This is a genomic window from Streptomyces sp. Root1304, assembly GCF_001426405.1.
Taxonomy (GTDB): domain Bacteria; phylum Actinomycetota; class Actinomycetes; order Streptomycetales; family Streptomycetaceae; genus Streptomyces.
The window spans coordinates 260,365-280,899 of the sequence record NZ_LMEP01000027.1 but is presented as its reverse complement, the minus strand read 5'-3'; the positions used below and the strand labels follow the sequence as shown (position 1 = coordinate 280,899).

20 protein-coding genes are annotated in these 20,535 nt (G+C 73.3%); 7 read left to right on the top strand and 13 right to left on the bottom strand.

Annotated elements, in window-relative coordinates; genetic code table 11:
• Positions 1–61 precede the first annotated feature (61 nt).
• The 4 genes from zapE to ASD33_RS32305 all read left to right on the top strand — a co-directional run bounded on the left by zapE (position 62) and on the right by ASD33_RS32305 (position 4,605).
• Positions 62–1,198 carry a cell division protein ZapE gene (zapE, locus tag ASD33_RS32320; protein ID WP_242427209.1) on the top strand — a complete coding sequence of 379 codons (1,137 nt, stop codon included), beginning with the start codon at positions 62–64 and terminating at the stop codon, positions 1,196–1,198.
• An 86-nt stretch (positions 1,199–1,284) separates the two neighbouring features.
• Positions 1,285–1,854: a PadR family transcriptional regulator gene (locus tag ASD33_RS32315; protein ID WP_056568829.1), complete on the top strand. Its 570-nt coding sequence runs from the start codon at positions 1,285–1,287 to the stop codon at positions 1,852–1,854.
• A 57-nt stretch (positions 1,855–1,911) separates the two neighbouring features.
• A complete protein-coding gene (locus ASD33_RS32310) occupies positions 1,912–3,636 on the top strand; it encodes an acyl-CoA dehydrogenase family protein (protein WP_056568826.1) in 1,725 nt (574 codons plus the stop codon).
• Positions 3,637–3,783: 147 nt separating this feature from the next.
• Complete coding sequence (locus ASD33_RS32305) at positions 3,784–4,605, top strand: DUF4389 domain-containing protein (protein WP_063992007.1); 822 nt, start codon at positions 3,784–3,786, stop codon at positions 4,603–4,605.
• Between the two features lie 67 nt (positions 4,606–4,672).
• Here the strand turns inward: ASD33_RS32305 and ASD33_RS32300 are convergent, their stop codons facing one another.
• The 6 genes from ASD33_RS32300 to ASD33_RS32275 all read right to left on the bottom strand — a co-directional run bounded on the left by ASD33_RS32300 (position 4,673) and on the right by ASD33_RS32275 (position 11,293).
• Positions 4,673–5,098, bottom strand: coding sequence for a hypothetical protein (locus tag ASD33_RS32300; protein ID WP_056568824.1), 426 nt, complete (start codon positions 5,096–5,098; stop codon positions 4,673–4,675).
• A gap of 33 nt (positions 5,099–5,131) precedes the next feature.
• On the bottom strand, positions 5,132–5,587 hold the full coding sequence (locus ASD33_RS32295) for an SHOCT domain-containing protein (protein ID WP_056568821.1): 456 nt from the start codon (positions 5,585–5,587) through the stop codon (positions 5,132–5,134).
• A gap of 113 nt (positions 5,588–5,700) precedes the next feature.
• Positions 5,701–6,363: an HdeD family acid-resistance protein gene (locus ASD33_RS32290; RefSeq protein ID WP_056568818.1), complete on the bottom strand. Its 663-nt coding sequence runs from the start codon at positions 6,361–6,363 to the stop codon at positions 5,701–5,703.
• A gap of 58 nt (positions 6,364–6,421) precedes the next feature.
• A complete protein-coding gene (locus tag ASD33_RS32285) occupies positions 6,422–6,622 on the bottom strand; it encodes a hypothetical protein (protein ID WP_056568814.1) in 201 nt (66 codons plus the stop codon).
• A gap of 113 nt (positions 6,623–6,735) precedes the next feature.
• On the bottom strand, positions 6,736–8,361 hold the full coding sequence (locus ASD33_RS32280) for an MFS transporter (protein ID WP_056569007.1): 1,626 nt from the start codon (positions 8,359–8,361) through the stop codon (positions 6,736–6,738).
• Positions 8,362–8,566: 205 nt separating this feature from the next.
• Complete coding sequence (locus tag ASD33_RS32275) at positions 8,567–11,293, bottom strand: LuxR C-terminal-related transcriptional regulator (RefSeq protein ID WP_242427208.1); 2,727 nt, start codon at positions 11,291–11,293, stop codon at positions 8,567–8,569.
• 261 nt (positions 11,294–11,554) lie between these two features.
• On the opposite strand from ASD33_RS32275, the gene ASD33_RS32270 reads away from it, so the two are divergent.
• Positions 11,555–12,001, top strand: a complete 447-nt coding sequence (locus tag ASD33_RS32270; RefSeq protein ID WP_199863633.1) for a DUF6325 family protein — start codon at positions 11,555–11,557, stop codon at positions 11,999–12,001.
• Positions 12,002–12,053: 52 nt separating this feature from the next.
• A complete protein-coding gene (locus tag ASD33_RS32265) occupies positions 12,054–12,335 on the top strand; it encodes an SHOCT domain-containing protein (RefSeq protein ID WP_056568807.1) in 282 nt (93 codons plus the stop codon).
• Positions 12,336–12,376: 41 nt separating this feature from the next.
• Here the strand turns inward: ASD33_RS32265 and ASD33_RS32260 are convergent, their stop codons facing one another.
• A complete protein-coding gene (locus ASD33_RS32260; protein WP_056568803.1) occupies positions 12,377–12,943 on the bottom strand; it encodes an NADPH-dependent FMN reductase in 567 nt (188 codons plus the stop codon).
• A gap of 212 nt (positions 12,944–13,155) precedes the next feature.
• Here ASD33_RS32260 and ASD33_RS32255 point away from each other — a divergent pair, with 212 nt between their 5' ends.
• The gene (locus ASD33_RS32255; protein ID WP_056568800.1) at positions 13,156–13,851 is read left to right on the top strand and encodes a phosphatase PAP2 family protein; all 696 of its coding nucleotides are present in this window, start codon (positions 13,156–13,158) and stop codon (positions 13,849–13,851) included.
• A 36-nt stretch (positions 13,852–13,887) separates the two neighbouring features.
• On the opposite strand, the gene ASD33_RS32250 is transcribed toward ASD33_RS32255, so the two are convergent.
• From ASD33_RS32250 to ASD33_RS32225, 6 genes are read right to left on the bottom strand one after another with little or no spacing between them, the layout of a single operon-like run.
• Positions 13,888–15,207, bottom strand: coding sequence for a glutamate-1-semialdehyde 2,1-aminomutase (locus ASD33_RS32250; RefSeq protein ID WP_056568797.1), 1,320 nt, complete (start codon positions 15,205–15,207; stop codon positions 13,888–13,890).
• A 7-nt stretch (positions 15,208–15,214) separates the two neighbouring features.
• Entirely contained in the window at positions 15,215–15,766 is a 552-nt protein-coding gene (locus ASD33_RS32245; RefSeq protein WP_056568794.1) for a dTDP-4-dehydrorhamnose 3,5-epimerase family protein, read from the bottom strand.
• A complete protein-coding gene (locus tag ASD33_RS32240) occupies positions 15,763–16,986 on the bottom strand; it encodes a polysaccharide pyruvyl transferase family protein (protein ID WP_056568791.1) in 1,224 nt (407 codons plus the stop codon). Before ASD33_RS32240 ends, ASD33_RS32245 begins: the two co-directional genes overlap by 4 nt.
• The gene (locus tag ASD33_RS32235; RefSeq protein ID WP_056568788.1) at positions 16,983–17,930 is read right to left on the bottom strand and encodes a glycosyltransferase family 2 protein; all 948 of its coding nucleotides are present in this window, start codon (positions 17,928–17,930) and stop codon (positions 16,983–16,985) included. Before ASD33_RS32235 ends, ASD33_RS32240 begins: the two co-directional genes overlap by 4 nt.
• A complete protein-coding gene (locus ASD33_RS32230) occupies positions 17,927–19,273 on the bottom strand; it encodes a hypothetical protein (protein WP_107103801.1) in 1,347 nt (448 codons plus the stop codon). Before ASD33_RS32230 ends, ASD33_RS32235 begins: the two co-directional genes overlap by 4 nt.
• On the bottom strand, positions 19,270–20,523 hold the full coding sequence (locus tag ASD33_RS32225; RefSeq protein WP_056568998.1) for a DUF4910 domain-containing protein: 1,254 nt from the start codon (positions 20,521–20,523) through the stop codon (positions 19,270–19,272). Before ASD33_RS32225 ends, ASD33_RS32230 begins: the two co-directional genes overlap by 4 nt.
• Positions 20,524–20,535 lie beyond the last annotated feature (12 nt).

Genomic DNA, 20,535 nt, shown 5'->3' with positions numbered 1-20,535 from the left:
ACCGCGGCCGAACGCACCTCGGTGACAGGCGTGTTCATGGCCGGTGCTAGTGTCCCCGCGCGTGAATCAGAAGACACGCGAGCAGCACGAGGCCATGCGCCGCCACCTCCAGCAGGCTGCGGAACAGCGGGGTTTCACTCTCTCCCCGGCCCAGGAACGGGCCGTCGAGCGGCTCGCCCTGCTGGCCGGTGAACTGGCCGGAGCCGGTGGCCTGTTCCGCTGCTCCCGTCCCTCGCCCCGCAACCTCTACGTGTGGGGCCCGGTCGGGCGCGGCAAGAGCTGGCTCGTGGACACCTTCTACGACGGCCTGCCGCTCCATCGCAAGAAGCGGCTGCACTTCCACGACTTCTTCCGCGCCCTGCACGACGGCGTGGCGCGAGAGAGCCAGGCCCGCGACGGCGGGAACAGCGCCGTGGACCGCGCGGTGGACGAACTGCTCGGCGACTGTCGGCTCCTGGTCTTCGACGAGTTCCACGCCCACGACGCGGGCGACGCGATGCTCGTCGCCCGGCTCTTCCGGACGCTCCTCGACCGCCAGGTCACCCTCGTCACCACCTCCAACTACCCGCCCGCCGGCCTGATGCCCGACCCCCTCCACCACCATCTCTTCGAGCCCACCATCCAGCGGATCGAGGAGCGGATGGACGTCCTCGACGTGTCCGGGCCGACGGACTTCCGGCGCCTGCCCGCGCCGGCCCACGGCTCACGGAGGTTCGCCGAAGGGGCCTGCCTGACGGACGGGCCCCACCTCGCGGAAGGAGGCGTCCCGGCGGAGGGGGACGAGGCCCTGCCGGCCGAGCCGGGACCGGACGCGCCGCAGCCCGGCGAGGCCGTCCTCGTGCCCGCGCACCGTCGCGAGCTGCCCGCCAAGGCGGCCCGCGCCGGTCTGGTGTGGTTCGGTTTCGACGCCCTGTGCGAGGCCACCACCGCGGTGCCCGACTACCTCGCCCTCGCCGAACGGTTCGACACCCTCGTCCTGGACGGCGTCCCCCCGCTCGCCTCGTGCACGGCGGACGGGCGCCGGCGCTTGGCCAACCTGGTGGACGTCTGCTGCGACCGCGACATACGCCTCTTCCTGATCGGCGCCGACCCGCTGGCCGGACTGTCCGAGGACTCCGGCCTCCTGCGCGACCTGGACCGTACGGCGAGCCGTCTGGCGATGCTCCGGCGAGGACGGCGCGCGGAGGTCGCGCCTTAGCGACCGGGTCCTTCCCGCGGTGAGCCGTGTCTCATCCGGCCGCTCCCCCTTGTCTATGCAACGAGTTGCATAGAAGGATTCCGGGTGTGGCGATCGAACACGCGATTCTCGTGTCCCTGCTGGAGCAGCCCGGGTCCGGCTATGAGCTGGCCCGGCGCTTCGAGCGGTCCATCGGGTACTTCTGGACGGCCAGTCATCAGCAGATCTACCGCGTGCTCAAGCGGATGGAGAGCGACGGATGGGTCGACGTCCGGGACGTGCCGCAGCAGGGCCGCCCGGACAAGAAGGAGTACTCCGTCGCGGACCTCGGCCGGAGCGCCCTGTCCGCCTGGCTGCACCGGCCCGTCGAACCCGAGAGCCTCCGGCACGACCTCGCGGTGAAGATCCGGGGCGCGGCCTTCGACGACCCCGCCGCGCTGATCCGCGAGGTCGAGCGACACCGGCAGGCGCACGCGGAACGCCTCGCGCAGTACCTCGCCGGAGAGGAACGCGACTTCCCGGGCGCCGGGGCACCCGGCGCGGCCGACGGCCCGCCCGACGCCGGACGGGAACTCCAGCACGTCGTGCTGCGCGGCGGCATCGCGTACGAGCGGATGACGCTCGCCTGGCTCGACGACGTCCTCGCCACCCTGCACCGGCTCGGCTCCGGACACTGAGACGCGCCGCACGAACCCCACCGACCCCCTCGCCCACCGGACCGAAAGACGGAGCACATGGCCGACTCGCCGCTGTTCAACCCCCGCACCTACGACCCCGCGCACTTCGACCCCGAGACCCGGCGGCTGCTGCGCGCCACCGTCGACTGGTTCGAGGCGCGCGGCAAGCGCCGGCTGATCGAGGACTACCGCACCCGCGCCTGGCTGGGCGACTTCCTCGCCTTCTCCGCCGAGGAGGGGCTCTTCGAGACCTTCCTGACGCCGTCCGCCGAAGCCGCCGAGGGCGAGTCCGAGAAGCGCTGGGACACCGCGCGCATCGCCGCCCTCAACGAGATCCTCGGCTTCTACGGCCTCGACTACTGGTACGCCTGGCAGGTCACCGTCCTCGGCCTCGGCCCGGTATGGCAGAGCGACAACGCCGCCGCCCGCGCCCGCGCCGCCGAACTCCTCGCCCAGGGCGAGGTGTTCGCCTTCGGTCTCTCCGAGAAGTCGCACGGCGCCGACATCTACTCCACCGACATGCTCCTGGAGCCCGACGCCGACGGCGGCTTCCGGGCCACCGGATCGAAGTACTACATCGGCAACGGCAACGCGGCCGGACTCGTCTCCGTCTTCGGCCGCCGCACCGACGTCGAGGGCCCCGACGGGTACGTCTTCTTCGCCGCCGACAGCCGCCATCCGGCGTACCACCTCGTCAAGAACGTCGTCGACTCGTCGAAGTTCGTGAGCGAGTTCCGCCTGGAGGACTACCCGGTGGCCGCCGAGGACGTCCTGCACACCGGCCGTGCCGCCTTCGACGCCGCGCTCAACACCGTCAACGTCGGCAAGTTCAACCTGTGCACCGCCTCGATCGGCATCTGCGAGCACGCGATGTACGAGGCCGTCACCCACGCCCACAACCGCGTCCTGTACGGCCGGCCCGTCACCGCCTTCCCGCACGTGCGGCGCGAGCTGACCGACGCGTACGTCCGGCTCGTCGGCATGAAGCTGTTCAGCGACCGCGCCGTCGACTACTTCCGTTCGGCCGGACCCGACGACCGCCGCTACCTCCTCTTCAACCCGATGACGAAGATGAAGGTGACCACCGAGGGCGAGAAGGTCATCGACCTGATGTGGGACGTCATCGCCGCGAAGGGCTTCGAGAAGGACAACTACTTCGCCCAGGCGGCGGTGGAGATCCGGGGCCTGCCGAAGCTGGAGGGCACCGTCCACGTCAACCTGGCGCTGATCCTCAAGTTCATGCGGAACCACCTGCTCGACCCGGCCGCGTACGAGCCCGTCCCGACCCGTCTGGACGACGCGGACGACACCTTCCTCTTCAACCAGGGACCGGCCCGGGGCCTGGGGTCCGTACGCTTCCACGACTGGCGGCCCGCGTACGAGGCGTACGCCCACCTGCCCAACGTCGGCCGCTTCCGCGAGCAGGCCGACGCCCTCTGCGCGTTCGTCACCACCGCCGCCCCCGACGAGGAGCAGAGCCGCGACCTCGATCTGCTGCTCGCCGTCGGCCAGCTGTTCGCGCTCGTCGTCCACGGCCAGCTGGTCCTGGAGCAGGCCCGCCTGACGGGACTCGACGAGGACGTCCTCGACGAGCTGTTCGCCGTCCTCGTACGGGACTTCTCCGCGCACGCCGTCGAGCTCCACGGCAAGGACTCGGCCACCGGGGCGCAGCAGGCCTGGGCGCTCGGAGCGGTCCGGCGGCCGGTCGTCGACGCGGCGCGCTCGGAGCGGGTCTGGAAGGACGTCGAGGCGCTGGCGGGCACGTACGAGATGGACGAATAGCGGACCGGCCCCCGCCCCCGAACCGCTGGCACTCTCGCGGTTCGGGCGGGGGCGCCCTCCTTCCAGTGGCCGATGTCCTGGTGCGGGGCCGGGCGGGCCGCGCCACCATCGAGGTGACCGCGGAATCCAGGAGGAGACGGAGCCGACATGGCGACAGGCTGGGAACCCCGTACCTCGGACGATCCCGACGGCGGCGAATGGCGCCCGGTCCTCGACGTGCCCCCACCGGGCAGCCAGCGCCGCTGGACGGTGCTGCTGCGCTGGCTGCTGCTCCTGCCGCAGTTCCTCGTCGTCGTCGTCCTGTCCTTCGCCGCGTTCTTCGTCACGATCGCGGGCTGGTTCAGCGCACTCGTCCTGGGGCGGCTGCCCGACCCGATCGCGTCCTTCCTCGGCTCGGTCCTCGCCTACCAGACCCGGGTCCTGGCGAGCGCGACCCTCCTCGTCGACCGCTACCCGCCGTTCTCCTTCGACGCCGCCGGCCACCCGGTCCGGATCGAACTGCGCAGCACCCCGCTCAACCGCTGGGCGGTGTTCTTCCGGCTGATCCTGATGATCCCGGCGTCGATCGTCGCCAGCCTCGCGCAGACCGGCTGGTTCGCGATCGGCTGGGTGTTCTGGCTGATCTGCCTCGTCCTGGGACGCCTGCCCGAGCCGGTCTTCGGCGCCACGGCGGCCGTCGTCCGGTACCGGATGCGGCTGTCCGCCTACGCGATGATGCTGACGCCCGTGTACCCGAAGGGCATCCTGGGCGACACCCCCCACCCCGCCGCCGCACAGCCGGCGTCCGCCACCCGGCCGCTCCTCCTGGGCACTCCCGCACAGGTCCTGGTCTGGCTCTTCCTGCTCCTCGGGCTCGCCGGCCACGTGACCTCGGGTACGGTCCGGGGCGACTCGGACGACTACGGGGCGGCTTCCCCGGGCCCGGCCGCACCGACGGAAGAGGGGCGGGCGGCCGTCCACGGCCGATGACTGTCCTGACCCGTGCGCGAGAGGCGGCCCGGGGAACCGTCGCCCCGGGCCGCCCTCAGGACGGCGGCTACTCCGTCGTGGCCCCGTCCCCTCCGCCCACGCACAACGCCCAGATGACGAACCCCGACATCGCGACCATGAGGACCGACCAGACGGGGTAGTACGGCAGGGACATGAAGTTGGCGAGGATGACGAGCGCGGCGATCCCCACGCCGGCGACGCGCGCCCACATCGTCGGCCGGAGCAGCCCCAGGCTCACGATCACGGCGATGACACCCAGGGCGAGATGGATCCAGCCCCAGCTCGTCAGGTCGAACTTGAAGACGTAGTTGGGGGTGTTGACGAAGACCTCGTCCTCGGCGATGGCCATGATGCCCCGGAAGATCCCGACGACACCGGTGATGCCGAGCATGACGGCGGCGAAGATCGTCACCCCGCCCGCCCAGGCCTGTCTCGTCGTGTGTACCGCGTGCGGCGTGTGCGTGGCGGTCATCTCGGTTCCTCGATTCGTGTGCCGGATACGGAGTCAGCGCTCGGGGACGGTCCCCGCGGGCGGGGATGCCGCGGCGGGCCCGGCATCGGTCAGGACCAGCGCCTTCGCCTGTCGGAACTCCTCGTCGGTGATGTCGCCCCGCGAGCGGAGATCGGACAGCCTGGCCAGCTCGTCGACACTGCTGGGACGGGTGGGCGCGGACGCGGTCTCGCGGATGTACGCGTCGAAGTCCTTCTGCTGGGCTCGGGCCTGCGCGATCTCACGGCGCCCCATGCCCTTGCCGCGGGCGATCACGTAGACGAGGACGCCGAGGAAGGGCAGCAGGATCGCGAAGGCCAACCAGCCGGCCTTCGCCCAGCCGTTCATGTCGTCGTCGCGGAAGATGTCGACGATGATCCGGAAGAGGAGCACGAACCACAGGATCCACAGGAAGAACCAGAGCAGCGCCCAGAAGGTGCTCAGCAGCGGAAAGTCGTACGCCAGGTACATGTCTCCTCCGTTCCGGCAGCCGACCGTCGGTCGGTTCCCCTCATTCAGCGTGCCCGTGGCGAGGAGCCGGGTGCCTCACCCGGGACGGGTGAGCGGCGGCCCTCACCGGAGGGTCACGGGGTCGACGTGCCGGGCTCGTCCCGGCCGCCCTTGATGCCCGCCCTGCGGAGCGTGGACCGCCAGGCCAGGGCGACCGCGGCTTCGGCCGCGCCGAGCAGGACGAGCCACAGGCCGAGCAGCCGGGTCAGGGCCTGCGCCGACTCGGAGGGCAGGGCGAGGACGACGATTCCCGCGACGATGCCCAGAATGCCGACGGCCATGACGACGGCACGGTGCGGCATGTTCCTGGTGGCGATGGCGGTGTAGAGGGTGAAGATGCCCGAGACGAGCCAGACGGCGCCGACGATCAGGGAGAGCGCGGCGATCGTCTGCAGCGGGTTCCGCAGGCACAGCACCCCGCCGAGGACGAACAGCACGGCCAGGAGCAGCCCCGGCAGGCGTTCGCCGGACTCCTCGCGCGCGAACACGGCCACGAACCGGAACACCCCCATCACCAGCAGGTACAGCCCGATGAGTACGGCCAGGACGTGCAGCGTCACATCGGGCCAGACCAGCGCCAGGACGCCCGGCACCAGGGTCGCGACGGCCGCGCCCATGATCCAGGTCCACGAGCTGCCGAGGCGCGCCAGCTGGTCCGCGGGGTCCGGCGCGGGAGGCGCGCCCTCGGCCAGGGGTTCCGGTCCGGCGGCGGGCGCCGGGCCAGGCGACGTGGTCATGTCTCCTCCTCGTTCGGTCGGGATCACGGTGCTCGGTCCGGGGTGTCCGGCCGGGCGGTCAGTGCCCCGGCAGCCGGCGCATCTCGACCAGGTGCAGGCCCAGCGACTGGAGGCGGGCCAGCAGCCCGTACAGATGCGCCTCGTCGACGACGGGGCCGAACAGCACGGTCTGGCCGGCCATCACCACATGGCTGAACTCCGGGAACGCGTTGGTCAGCGTGTCCGACATGTGTCCCTCGACGCGGATCTCGTAGTGCATCAGCTGCTCTCCCGCGGTGGCCTGGGGAGATGGACGGGCGGCTCTCTCGCTACGAGCGTGCGCCGGGGGCGGTTCTCCCGCCTCACCTCGTACAGGTGAGTCGGCCGTCGGGCTCAGGAGCTCGGCCCGTCCCCGGCCGTGGACCCGGCGTCCGGCCCGCCGGAACGCCCCGACCGGCCCGCCGGCAGGTGCCGGGTCACCGCGAGACTCGCGAGGGCGATGCCGCCCGTGGCGAGGATCGCGGCCTTGAGGCCGTCGAGCTGCGCCGAGGCGTAGGAGTCCGTGACGGCCTCGACCTCCGCGGCCGGCAATCCGGCGTTCTCCGCCCCCGTACGCACCTGATCGGTGGAGACGAAACTGATGCCCGCCTCCAGCGCCACACCGGTCTGGTGGCGGGCCTCGTCGGACAGACGCGGGTCGTTCGCCACCTGGGTGGTGAAGGCATTGGCCAGGGAGCCGATCAGGATCGAGCCGATGAGCGCGGTGCCCAGCGCGGAACCCAGGTTCTGGGCCGTGAACTGGAAGCCGCCGACCTCGCTGCGCTCGCCCTCGCCGGCGCTGGACTGCACGACGTTGCCCAGCTGTGAGGCGAGCAGCCCCATCCCCACGCCCAGCACCGCCATCGCCCCGGCGAACTGCGCGTCGTCGATGACCGGGTCGATGGTGGCCAGCAGCCACACGACGGCACCCAGCAGGGTCACCAGGGCCAGCTGGACCACCCGGCGCGGCCCGACCCACCGCCCCAGCGCGGTTCCGGACAGCGACACCACGACCATCGCGACGGACACCGGGAGCAGCCGTAGCCCCGTCTCGAAGGCGTCGAACCCCTGCACCACCTGGAGATAGAGGGGGATCGTGAAGAACAGCCCGAGCAGGATGAGGTTCTGGCTCACCAGGGTCAGCAGCCCGGCCCGCAGCGGCGGCCTGCCCAGCAGGGACAGATGCACCAGGGGGTCGTCCCCCCGGCTCTCGCGCCGGTGCTCCCAGCTCCTGAAGAGGACCAGGAGGGCGATCCCGGCGGCGACGACGAACAGCGTCGGCGCGAACCCGAGGATCGTGAAGGGCGGGTTACGGGGTTCCACCCATCCCCATGTGCTGCTCTGCAGGATGCCGAGCACGCCGAGCCCCAGCCCCGCCGCCGAGAGCGCGGCGCCGACACCGTCCAGGTGGGGCCGACGGCCGGTGTCCTCGGTCCGGGGGATCGCCCGGTGGGCGCAGAGGACGGCCACGACGACCACGACCTCACCGGCGAAGACCAGCCGCCAGGTCAGGTACGTCGTCACCCAGCCGCCGAGCAGCGGACCGATGGCGATTCCCGCGCCAGCGAGACCGCCGATGACCCCGTAGGCGACGGCCCGGTCCCGCCCCCGGTACGACTCCGCGACCAGGGCGGCCATGGCGGGCAGTACCAGGGCGGCGCCGAGTCCCTCGATGACGGACCAGCCGAGGGTGAGCACCCACAGGGTCGGTGCCACGGCGGTCAGGGCCGAGCCCGTGGCGTAGACGACCAGTCCGAGGAGAAACACGCGGCGGCGGCCCAGGATGTCCCCGAGCCGGCCGCCGATCAGCATGAACGCGGCCATGACCAGCGCGTACAGCGTGATGACGGCCTGGATGGCGGTGACCTCGGTGTCGAAGTCCTCCACCAGCTGGCTGATGGAGACGTTCATGACGGAGGAGTCGAGCACCATCAGGAACTGAGCCGTCCCCAGGACGATCAGAGCGCTCCAGCGTCTCACGCTGTCCACCTCGCCCTCTCGGGCCGGGCCACGGTCGGTGCCCGGACGGGCGGCGGCCCGGAGCGGCCCGCCGCCCGTCCCATTGGAGCGGAGAGACCGGCGCTCCGCCTCACCCGTCGCGGGGGAGGCGGAAGAAGTACGGGGCGGGCGCGGGCCCTTCCACGGCGGGGCGGCGCCCCACGGCGCGGCGGCACCCCCCGGCGGCTCACAGCAGCCCGAGCTCGCGCGCGCGGCGCACCGCGTCGTTGCGCCGGTTCACCGCGAGCTTCCGGTAGGCCCCCTTGAGGTGGGTCTTCACCGTGTTCACCGAGAGGTACAGGTCGGCGGCGATCTCCTCCGTCGACATCATCAGGGCCAGCCGCCGCAGGACGTCGCGCTCGCGTTCGCTGAGTCCCACCACGGCGAGCGGCGGCGCGGGATCCGCCGCAGCCGCCCCCGGGGCCGCGGCCGCCGCCGGACCCGGGGTGAGCCACCCGGCGGCCAGCTCCCGCAGGGGCGGCACGGCCAGGAGGTGCCGTATCCACGGCCGGGCGTCCAGGAACGGCCGGCGCAGCCGTTCGCGCCGGGCGTCGAGGAGTGCCTGCGCGACGAGCTTGCGCGCGGTGTCGCCGTCCCCCGCCTCCTCCGCCACGTGCGCCCTGACCAGCGCCGCCCGCACGGTGACCGCGGGCCCGGCCCGGCCGCCGGCGCGGATGCCGTCCACGAGCTCGGCCGCCGCCTCGGCCCGGCCCGCGTCGAGCAGGATCCGGGCCGCCTCCACGGCGACGGCCGGATGATCCGGAGTCACGTCGCCGAGCAGCTCGGCGGCCTGCTCCGGCCGCCCTTCGGCCAGGTGGGCCGCGGAGACGACCAGCGCCTCGTGGCCCGACGCCCAGGGCGAGTCGACGGCCGCCGCGACGGCGGGGTGCGCCGCCGCGGCGGCGGCGCGCGGATGGCCCTCGACCAGCAGCAGCCGGCCCAGGGCGAGGGCCCGTCCCGCCGAGGTCACCGGATCGTGCGTCGCCGCGTCGAGCTGCGCGGTCTCGTCGAGGAGCGCGCGGGCCCGGTCCAGCTCGTCGCGGTCCACGGCCACGGCGGCGAGGACGATCCGCCCCAGCGCGAGACCCGGCCCCAAGCCGAGACCTGGTACCGGAGCCGGACCCGCACTCGCATCCGCGCGTCCGGGGCCGGGCTCCGGAGGGGGCTCCGCCTCCGTCCCGGCCGCCCCGGCCAGCACCCTCCGTTCGGCCCTGCCGGGCCAGCCGTTCAGGTGGTCGATCAGCGCCAGGTGCTCTCTCGACTCCTCCAGGGGGAGCGCGACGGAGTCCGAACGGGAGCTCTCGGCCACCGAGGTCAGCGTGGCGCGCGCGTCCTCGAAGCGCCCGGCCCACAGCAGCGCCGAGCCCAGATGCGTCCCCAGGAGCGCGCCGTGCTCGGGATGCCCCTCCAGCAGCCGGGCGGGCACCTCCTGCCGTAGCCGTTCGGCCGCCTCCGCCGCCCTCTCGGCCCGTACGGGACAGCCCGTCAGGCGTGCGGCCAGCGCTTCGAGGAGCGCGCGGCCGAGCTGCGCCTCGGGCGCCTCCGAGGCGGGGGAGTCCGCGAGCTGTTCCCCGGCCCGGCGCAGGTGCGCGAGGCCACGGGGGAGGTCGTACCGGGACAGGTCCAGGGCCGCCCGTACGAGTTCCGGCGCGGTGCCCGTGGCCTCCGGCGGCATCGCGGAGCACAGCCGGACCAGGTCGTCGGAGCGCAGACCGGTGAAGAGCTGCCCCATGGCCAGATCCTCGACGAGGGCGTCGGCGGCGAAGCCCCATTCGCCCGCTGCGGTGCTGTGGGCGAGCGTCTCGTACAGCGACCCGGAACGGCGCAGCCACCGTGCGGCCCGGCGGTGGAGTTCCGGCTCCAGCGCGGGGAGACGTTCCCGCAGGTGGGCCCGGAGTATCTCCCTGAACAGCGGGTGGAGGCGGTACGAGGAGTGTCCGAGGGCCTCGACGAACGCGTTCTCCCGGACCAGCGCGCAGAGCAGCGGCTCGGCGTCGATCCGGCCGGTGAGGGCGTTCGCCAGGCCGGGGTCGAACCGGGTCAGGACGCTGACCCGCAGCAGCAGGTCCTGGGCCTCTTCCGACCGGCCCTTGAGCACTTCCGCGAGCAGGAAGTCCGCGACCGTGCTCCGGTCCGCCTCGAAGTCCTTCAGATACGCCTCCGGGTCGGGGCTCTCGCGCGCCGCCAGGGCGCAGAGCCGCAGGCCGGCGGCCCATCCCCGCGTCCGGTCCACCAGGGCGCCCACCGCGTCGGCCGACAGACTCAGGCCGTGCAGGTCGAGCAGGGCGCCGGCCTCCTCCCGGGTGAAGGCCAGCTCCGCGGCGCGGATCTCCGTCAGCCGTCCGGCCAGCCGGTAGCCGTGCAGGGGCATCAGGGGCTCCGTGCGGGTGCCGATGACCAGGCGCAGGCCCGGACCCGCGTGCCGCAGGACGAGCGCGAGCTGCTCCGCGACTTCCGGGGAGGTCACCCGGTCGAACTCGTCGATCACCAGCACCGCGGGCTCGGCCAGCTCGCACAGCTCGGCCGCGAGCGCTTCGAGCAGCCGGGGGTCCACCCCGGGCGCGTCCGGCCGGACCGCCAGCGCGGGCCGCAGGGGCGTCCCGCTGCCGCGCAGCGCCTGGAGGACGTACGTCCAGAACACCGCGGGCCGCTCGTCCCCGGCCTCCGCGGTGAGCCAGGCGACCGGACGGCCCAGGCCGGCCGCCCAGTCCGCGGCCAGCAGCGTCTTGCCGGCCCCGGCGGGACCGTTCACCAGGGTCAGCGGCGTGCCGGGGGCCGGACCGAGGCGCTCGACGAGCCGGGGCCTGCGCAGGAACGTGGCGGGCAGCGTCGGCGGCACGATCCGCGTCCGCAGGAAGGGATCACCGAGGGGAAGCCCCGGCGTGTCCTCGTCGGTCTCGACCACGGCGCTCACCGTCACCATCCGTCGGAGCCGGGCCGGTCTCGGGCCGGCCTGTGGCGCTCCCCTCCCAGGATCCGCCGATACGCCTCTCGGCGCACGGGGCCGGGCGCGACGCGCCCGGGACCGGCTCAGGGCGGGAGGGACATCAGGTGCGGGGCATGGCGGGTGGTGTTGGAATGGCAGGGGTGCCGCCCCGCCGTCCCTCACCGATGAGGGCGGCGGTCCGGTTCCTCCCGCGCGCTGGGGCGCGAGCCCGAAGGTGAAGGAGTGGCGATGAGCGAGGATCTCTCGGAGCTCGAGGACATGGGGCCCGTCGACTACCTGATTGTCGAGTTTCCCGGCAGCCGGATGACGGGCGAGGGATTTCCCCTGCTCGTCGATCTGGTCGACCGAGGCATCATCCGGGTCCTCGACCTGCTGTTCGTCCAGAAGGGCGAGGACGGTTCGGTGTCCGTCGTGGAACTCAGGGACATGGGGGGCGAGATGGACCTCTCGGTGTTCGAGGGGGCCTCGTCGGGACTGCTGGACCAGAGCGACATCGATGACGCCGGTGGTGCGCTGGAGCCCGGGAACTCCGCCGGGATCATCGTGTACGAGAACGTGTGGGCGGCCCCGTTCGCACGGGCCATGCGGCGCGGCGGCGGGCAGCTGGTGGCAGGCGGGCGGATTCCCGTCCAGGCGCTGCTGGCCTCGCTGGAAGCGGCGGAGGGCGCGGCGTGAGCCGTGCGGTCGTGGCCGGATCCGTACCTATGTTCCTGGGAGTTGACTGATCATGCCCGGACTTCTTCGTGGCGTCGCCCGTACCGCCGTCGTGGCGGGTACGGCCACCGCGGTGTCCAACCGTGTGTCGCGCCGGCAGGCGGGACGCTGGGCGCAGCAGGAGGAACAGCAGTACCAGCAGCAGCCCCCGCAGCCGCCGCCGGCGGCCCCGGCGCCCGCCGCCGACGACATGAGCGCCAAGATCGACCAGCTGAAGCAGCTGGGGGACCTGAAGGAACAGGGCGTGCTGACCGCCGAGGAGTTCGAGGCCCAGAAGCGGCGCATCCTCGGCTAGCGGGGAGCGGTTCTCCCGGCCGTACGGTCAGGACCGTGCGGTCAGGCCGGGTCCGCCACGGCGACCGGCGCGGCGGACCCGGCCAGCAGGCCCAGTACGCGGGCGATCTCGCCCCGTACGTCCGGGTCGGTGATCAGACCCTGCCCGTCGACCGTCCCACGGTCCACGGGCACCTTCACACAGGCCTGCTCCACGATGGCGGCGCCGGTGTAGCCCAGCACGGTCCGCAGGGTCGCGTCCGCGCCCTGGCCCCGGCCGGGAGCGGCGGCGTTGATCCAGGCGGTCGGCTTGTCGCAGATCTCGGTTCCGCCGACCGTCCAGTCGAGCAGGTTCTTGAACGAACCCGGCAGGGTGCCCGCGTACTCCGGGGCGCAGATCAGGATCCCCGCCGCCGCGTCGATCGCCGCGCGCAGCCCGGTCACGGCGGCGGGCAACGGGTCGGTGTCCTCGTCGGGGTTGAAGTGCGGAAGCCGCGCCAGACCGTCGTACCGGACGGCGCGCACGTCCACGGACGACGCCAGGTCCTGCGCGGTGCGCAGCACGGCCTCGTTGGTGGAACCGGAGCGGAGGCTTCCCGACAGCAACAGGATCAAGGGCGAAGTGGTCACCCGCTCAACCTACCCGGCGCATGCGTCCCCGCGCGGCGCACTCCCTCGGGTCATCCGCCGTGCGCACCCCCGCAGTTGGTTAAGGTGCCGTGGAGGACCTTCGGGGGAACGTCCGCGGAGAACCGGGGGAGTTGACGATTGCTGCACACGTCGGATTCGAGGGACACAGCGGGTCCGCCGTCGACCGCGCACCGGCCGGACGCGGTGGGTGGGTGACCGGCCGACCGGCGCCCCCGGTGCTGCACCCGCCGCTGCGCGCGTGGCTGGGGCCGCTCGCGGTCCTCGCCGCGCTGACGGTCCTCGCGCTGGGAGTGCTGTACGCCGACGGCGGCGCGCCCGGCAGGGTGGACGCGCGCATCGGGGCGGCGGTGGACGGCGTGGCGCCGCGGTGGCGGGACGTCGCCCTGGCCGTGGACTTCCTGGGGGAGCCCGTGGGAGCGGCGACGCTGATCGGGATCACCGTGACGGGCTGCCTGCTGCTGCGGCGTCCTCGCGCGGCGGTGCTCCTCGTCGCCGGCGTCGGCCTCACGGTGGCGACGACGACGCTCCTCAAGCCCCTGGTGGGACGCACCATCCACGGCGAGGAGAACCTGTCCTTCCCGAGCGGGCACACCGCCTTCCTCACCGCGTTCGCCCTGGTGGTGGCGCTGCTCGTGGCCGGCCGCCTCCGCCTCGGCAGGACGGCCGGCACCTCGCTCGTGCTCGCCGCGGGGCTGATCGCGGGCGCCGCCATGGGCGGGGCGCAGGTCGCCCTGGGCGCGCACTACCCGACCGACACCCTCGGCGGCTGGTGCACGGCGCTCGCGGTGGTGACGGCGACCGCGTGGCTGGTCGACCGGGCGGCCGACCGGTGGGCCGTCCCCACGGACGACGGGACGGCCGACACCGGCCGACGGGTGCGCCGCTGACGCTTCCGCACCTCACGACAGCGGCACCGCCTCAGCTCACACCCTGCGCCGGAACACCGGCTTCACCGGCCGCCCCGCGAACCAGGCGCCCGGATCCCCGGCGTCCAGCGCCTTCCGGTACACCGCGCACGCCTCGGCCACCACGTCGACGGTCCGGTCGATGTCGTCCTCGTCGAGCGCACCGCTGACCACGAACGACGGGGCGAGCACCCCGCCCGCGAGGAGCCGGCGCAGGAACAGCGTGCGGTACTCCTGCGACGGCTGCCCGTCCCCGTCGAGGGTGGCGAAGACCAGATTGCTGGCCCGTCCCCGTACGACGAGGTGGTCACCGACGCCCATCGCCGCCGCGGCCCCGCGCACACCGGCGGCGAGCCGCTCGCCGAGGGCGTGGAGCCGCGCGGTGACGCCCTCCTCGACGTACGTGGTCTGCACCGCCATCGCGGCGGCCAGCGAGTGGGTCTCCGCGCCGTGCGTGGTGGACAGCAGGAACACCCGGTCGCCGGAGTGCCGCAGGCCGCCCCACTCCATCAGTTCGCGGCGCCCGGCCAGCGCGGAGACGGCGAAGCCGTTGCCGAGCGCCTTGCCGAAGGTCGAGAGGTCGGGGACCACGCCGTAGAGGCCCTGGGCGCCTGCCTCCGACCAGCGGAAGCCGGTGATCATCTCGTCGAAGACGAGCACGCAGCCGTGCCGGTCGGCCAGTGCGCGCAGACCGGCGAGGTACCCGGGCGGCGGTTCGGAGTGGGTGGCCGGTTCGAGGATGAGGCAGGCGATCTCGCCCTCGTGGCGGGAGAGCAGTTCCTCGGCGGCGGGCAGGTCCCCGTAGGGGAACGTCACCGTGAGGTCGGTGGCCGGGATGCCCGCCGACATCGGCGTCGTACCGATGAACCAGTCGTCGACGGAGAAGAAGGGATGGTCCCCGCAGAGGGCCACCCGGGGGCGCCCGGTGACCGCGCGGGCGAGGCGCACGGCGGCGGTGGTGGCGTCGGAGCCGTTCTTCGCGAACTTCACCATGTCGGCGGTCGGCACGGTGGCGAGGAAGCGTTCCGCCGCCTCGACCTCCACGAGGGACGGCCGGACGAAGTTGCTGCCCCGGCCGATCTCCCGCCGCACCGCCTCGACCACGCGCGGGTGGGCGTGCCCGAGGCTGACCGACCGCAGGCCGGAGCCGTACTCGATGTAGCGGTTGCCGTCGACGTCCCACACATGGGCACCCAGGCCGTGGCTGATGACCGGGGCCAGGCCCTCGGGATACTGGTCGTCGCCCTTGGCGTAGGTGTGCGCGCCGCCGGGGATCAGGGCGTGCAGCCGCTCGTTGGCCCGCCGCGACCGGGGGAGCTCGAACTCTTCGGTGGTCACGGGTCTCTCAGCTCTCTCTCTGCTTCAGGACCTCGGCGAGGCTCGGCGCCTCCCGGTCCCGCCGGGACATCGACGTGGCCGGGAGCGGCCACGGAATGGCGAGCTCCGGGTCGTCGAAGGCGATCGTCACGTCCTCGGCCGGATCGTGCGGGCGGTCGATCCGGTACGAGGTGTCGGCGGTCCCGGTCAGCGCCTGGAAGCCGTGCGCGCATCCCGCCGGGATGTACAGGGTGGCCTGTGTCTCGTCGGACAGTTCGAAGAAGGCCCGGTTGCGGTAGGTCGGCGAGTCCGGACGCAGGTCCACGACGACGTCGAAGATCCTCCCGTACGAGCAGCGCACCAGCTTGGCCTCGCCGTCGCCGGAGCGCAGGTGCATGCCGCGCAGCACGCCACGGACCGAGCGGGACAGACTGTCCTGGACGAAGGCGCCCGGGTCGAGGCCGACCGAGCGGACGACGTCGGCGTCGAAGGTGCGGCTGAAGAAGCCGCGTTCGTCGGCGAAGGGGGTCGGCTCGAACAGGTACGCGCCGGCGATCTCCGGTACTGCGGTCGCTTTCATGGAGCCTCTCGATACGCGGGGGCACGGGTGGGGGTGGTGGCCGGGAACAGGGCCGCGGTCAGGGCGTCGAACTGGTGCCGGAGGCTCAGGGCGGCGGCGAGGTTCCGCTCGGTGAGGGTCCGCCGCAGCTCGGCCGACCGCTCTTCGAGTGCCCGGAACTGGGCGAGGAGCCGGTCGGCGTCGACCTCGCGCGCCGGGTGGCAGTACGCGCCGAGGCCCATCCGCTCCATGAGCGCGTCGCTCTTGGCCGCGTAGCCGAGGGCGAGCGTCGGCGTTCCGGCCTTCAGCGCGCAGACCAGATTGTGGTACCGGGTCGCGACCACGCTGTCGGCCGCCGCCATCTCCTTCATCAGGTCCGCCAGCGAGGCCGCCTCGGCCGCGGTGACCAGCGGCGAGTCCACCGCGTCGAGGATCGCGGCGACCACCGACGCGTCGCAGGCGTCACCGGTGAGGAGCCGGACCGGTCTGCCGTCCTCGGCCAGCGCGCGGACGAAACGCGTCGTCCCGTCGAGATAGCTCCGGTGGATCTCCTCGGCGCGGGCGCGGTCGTCGTTGCCCCCGTGGAAGTCCATGACGCCCACACAGACCGTGCCCGGCGGGCCCGGGGGCCCGCCAGGAGGGGGCGCGGGCAGGGCGAACGCGAGGTCCGGGTAGACCTCGTCGCGCGCGGTGTCCACACCCATCGCCCGCATCGCGTCGCGCGACAGGGAGTCCCGGTACGACCGGTACGCGGCGAGCCGTGCCGACCAGCGCACCAGGGCCCGCGTCGGCCGCTCCCGGATCGGGGCGGCGCCGACACCGACGAGCGCCACCGGGGTGCGCAGCAGCCGGCCCGAGGCGCAGAGCAGGAACAGCGCGTACGGGAATCCCCACGGCCGCAGCGGCAGCGTGGCCTCCAGGACGCCCATGCCCGGCACGATCACCACGTCGTGCCGGCGCACCCAGGCGGCGGTGCGGAAGGCGTCGACGAGTTTGCCGAGCCCCTTGCCGGCGATCGCGCCCGCGCGGGACGCGGTCCGGTACTCACCGCGGTACCAGTGCAGCCGGGTCGCGGGGATGCCGTACCGGGCCGCGACGGTCTCGGGGCCGCCGCACAGCGCGTCCACGGCCGCCTCCGGGTGCTCGGCGCGGAGGTACCCGAGGACGGCCTCCAGCGAGCCGTCGTTGCCGAGGTTGCCGGAACCGAGCAGACCGAACACCCCGACCCGGACCGGAGTCACGCCCGCCTCCCCTCGCGCCCGGCGACGATCGCGTCGAGGGAGACGGTGAGCAGCGCCGGGTCGACCGGGGTGCGGTCCTCGACCCGCTCGCCGGCGCCCGGCCGGGCCCGGCTGGCCGCCCACTCCGCCAGATGGCGGAAGCACGCGCGCCGGTCGGCCGGGGACAACGGCGCCCGCCGGATCGCCGCGACGAACCCCCAGACGTACTCGGCGAGCAGCCGGGGCGTCGGGTGCAGCGGGCCCGCCCTGCGCGGATCCAGGTTGACGCACCGGGACCGCTTGGACGGGTTCGCCCGCTCGGCGCGGGTGGGGTGGTCGCGGCGGAAGTACAGCAGCTCCGGCACCTGGTGGAAGGGCCCGTTCAGGCCGATCTCGGCGACGAACGTACGGTCCGCGTGGTGGTAGCTGTCGTGCGGCTTCACCCGGCGCAGCACGTCGGCCCGCATCACCCCGTAGAAGTCGTCGCCGCCGGGCTCGAACAGCATGCTGCGGAAGCGCTCCGGGGGGCGCGGGGACGCGGTGGCGAGCCCGTACTCGTACGGGACCTTCACCTGTCCGTCGCCGTCGATGACCGCCTGGTCGGCGTGGGCGAGGATCACCTCGGGGCGCTCGTCCAGCGCCTCCACGCAGCGCCGCAGCAGGTCCCGGGCGTAGAGGTCGTCGTGCGAGGCCCACTTGAACAGTTCGCCGTGGCACTGGGTGAACACGTAGTTGTGGTTCGGCGCGGCGCCGATGTTCCGGGGCAGCCGGATGTACCGGATGCGCGAGTCCCGCGCCGCGTACGTCCGGCAGACCTCCTGGGTCCCGTCGGTCGAGGCGTTGTCGGAGATGACCAGCTCGAAGTCCTCGTACGTCTGGCCGAGCAGCGCTTCGAGCGATTCGGCGAGATACTCCTCGCCGTTGTACACGGGCAGGCCGATGCTCAGCCTGGGTCGGGCGGTCATGAGGTCCTCACTTCGGGGATGGGATTCCGGTGGTGCTCGCGCAGGGCGGCGTGCAGCTGCAGCCACCACACGGCCGAGCTGCCGAGCGTCGCGGCGGCGACGCCCCAGGCCGAGCCGACCGTGCCGGCCGCGGCGGCGCCGCCGAGGCCGCCGGCGACGTAACAGGCGGAGGCGATCAGCTGGCTGCGCAGACTGCGCCCGGCCGCGCCGAGCGCGCGCAGCCCGGCCGCCGCGCCGGTGCCGAGTCCGGCGCCCGCGACGCCGAGGGTGACCGGCACGACGAGCTGGGAGGCGGAGTGCCAGACGCCGCCGAGCACGAGCTCGCCGAGCCGGTCCGGGACGAGCAGCAGTGCCCCGCCCCAGAGCGTCGCGGCGACGGCCTGCCCGCCGCCGAGCAGGAGGCAGAACGAGGCGAGCCGGTGCGGGGCCCGCCGCAGCACCCGCGCCGCCTCCGCGACGGTGACCAGGGACAGCCCCATCAGCACGGCGAGGAACGGGCCGAGGAGCAGCTCGGCGCCCCGGACCACCCCCACCGCGCCGACCCCGACGATCGCGCCGAGCCCGTACGCCCGCAGCTGGCTCGCACCGCTGTTGGTGACGTTCTCGACCAGGTATCGGGAGCCGAGGTCGTGGTGTTCGCGCAGCCACGCGCGGGCTCCGGTCGGCCGGGGCCAAAGGCCTGCCTGGAAGCCGCCGTACACGGCGGCCACCGCCGCGGACACGCCCCAGGCGAGGACGAAGGAGCCCACGCCGCCCGTACGGGCCGCCACCACCATGGCGGGGACGAGCGCGACCGCCCACACCATGTCGTTGACGAACGCCTTCCGCCCGGCGCCGGCGGCGAAGAACGCGAACCGCCAGGCGTCCTGCAGCAGCAGCCCCGGCAGCACGGCACCGAGGCAGGCGAACGCGGTTCCCACCGGGCCGCCGAGGGCGAGACCGAACACCAGGGACACCGCGCCCAGGACCGTGCCCACGCCGAGCGCGGTCCCGGACGCCCGGGCCACTGCCGTACGCCAGGACGCGGCCGGCACACCGCTGAAGCGCACCACCAGCGGATCGGTGGCGAGGCCGCGGGAGACGTTCAGCACCACGCCGTAGGTCACCCAGGCCAGGCTGAACACGCCGAACGCGGTCAGCCCCAGCGAACGCGCCACATAGATGCCCACCGCGAAGTTGGAGATGCTGGAGGCCGCCTGGTCGGCCAGCCCCCAGGACAGCCGCCCCGCGACGGCCCGCCGGGCCGTCGGCCGGGCGTCGCCGGCCCCGGCCTCCGCCTCCGCCGCCGGCGGAGGCGTCAGTGATGTGGGTGGGGTCCCTCCCTCGGCGGCCATGGGCGTCATGCCTTGATCAGCCCGGCGCCGCGCAGGGCGTCGGCCGCGGCGGCGACGGTGTCGAACGGCAGCCCCGACCGCTGGGCGACGTCCAGCAGGCTGTGCCCGCCGTCGGAGAGGTTGAGCACCCAGAGCATGGCCATCTGCGCCTGCTGGGTGTCGCTGCGCCCACCGAGCGCCTCGTACAGCCCGCGCCGGCCCAACTGCGGTTCGCCGTAGGGGCTGAGGTTGACGTACCGCCGGTTCCGGTCGAGCACGGCGAACGCCTCGCGGCAGACGGCGAGCGTGTCCGCCATCGCCTCCGGAGAGACGAAGTCCGGGTTGTCCGCCGAGGTGTGATACTCGGGGTAACCCGCGTACGGGGTCCGGGTGAGCGAGCCCACCCCGAGATCGAACCCGGGCGAGCAGAACTGCCGCTCGTCGTAGCCGTACGGAGTGAACTCGTTGACCTGGTGCGGCCGTTCGGACGTGGTCAGCACATGCCGCATCACCCGGTCGATCTCGGCGTCGCCGCGCCTGCTCTGCTTGTACGTCACCTGGCCCCGGTCTCCCGCGCAGGCCAGCACGAGCCCGTGCTTGACCCGGTCCACCCGCTCCGCGTTGCGGGCCAGCCAGGTGATCGCCCCGATGGTGCCGGGCGCGAAGATGAACCGGTAGGTGTAGTACGGGTTCCGCTCCGCCAGCTCGCGGGCCAGGAACGTCGCCACCGCGACGCCGGCCAGGTTGTCGTTCGCCAGCGACGGGTGGCAGACGTGGCAGGAGACGATCACCTCGTCGGCTACCCGACCGGGCACCACGTGCTCGGCGTAGGTGAGGTGCCCGTCGGCGAGGGTGGAGTCGACGCACACCTCGTACTCGCCGTCCGGCAGCGCGTCCAGGGTCTCCTGGGCCAGGCAGAACCCCCACTCCGGCTTGTAGTAGCTGGTGCGGTACGGCACCAGCGCCGGCTGGTCCGGCAGGGTGTGCAGATGCCCGCGCAGTTCGGAAAGCGGCATGGTGCGCGCCACCGGCACGCTGTAGCCGAGCACGTGCAGGCTGGACGCGGCGAAGTCGACGACACGGCGGCCCGAGCCGTCGGCGACGTACGCGTCCCGGATGTTCCACTCCTGCGGCACCGTCCAGTCGAGCACCTGCGTCCCCGTCGGCACCTCGTGCACCTGGAGCGGCAGGTACTCGCCGACGATGTCCAGGGTCGCGCGCACCCCGTCACCGGTGATGCTCCGGCACAGCGGGTACAGCCGCTCCACCAGTGCGTGCATCCGGTCACCGGT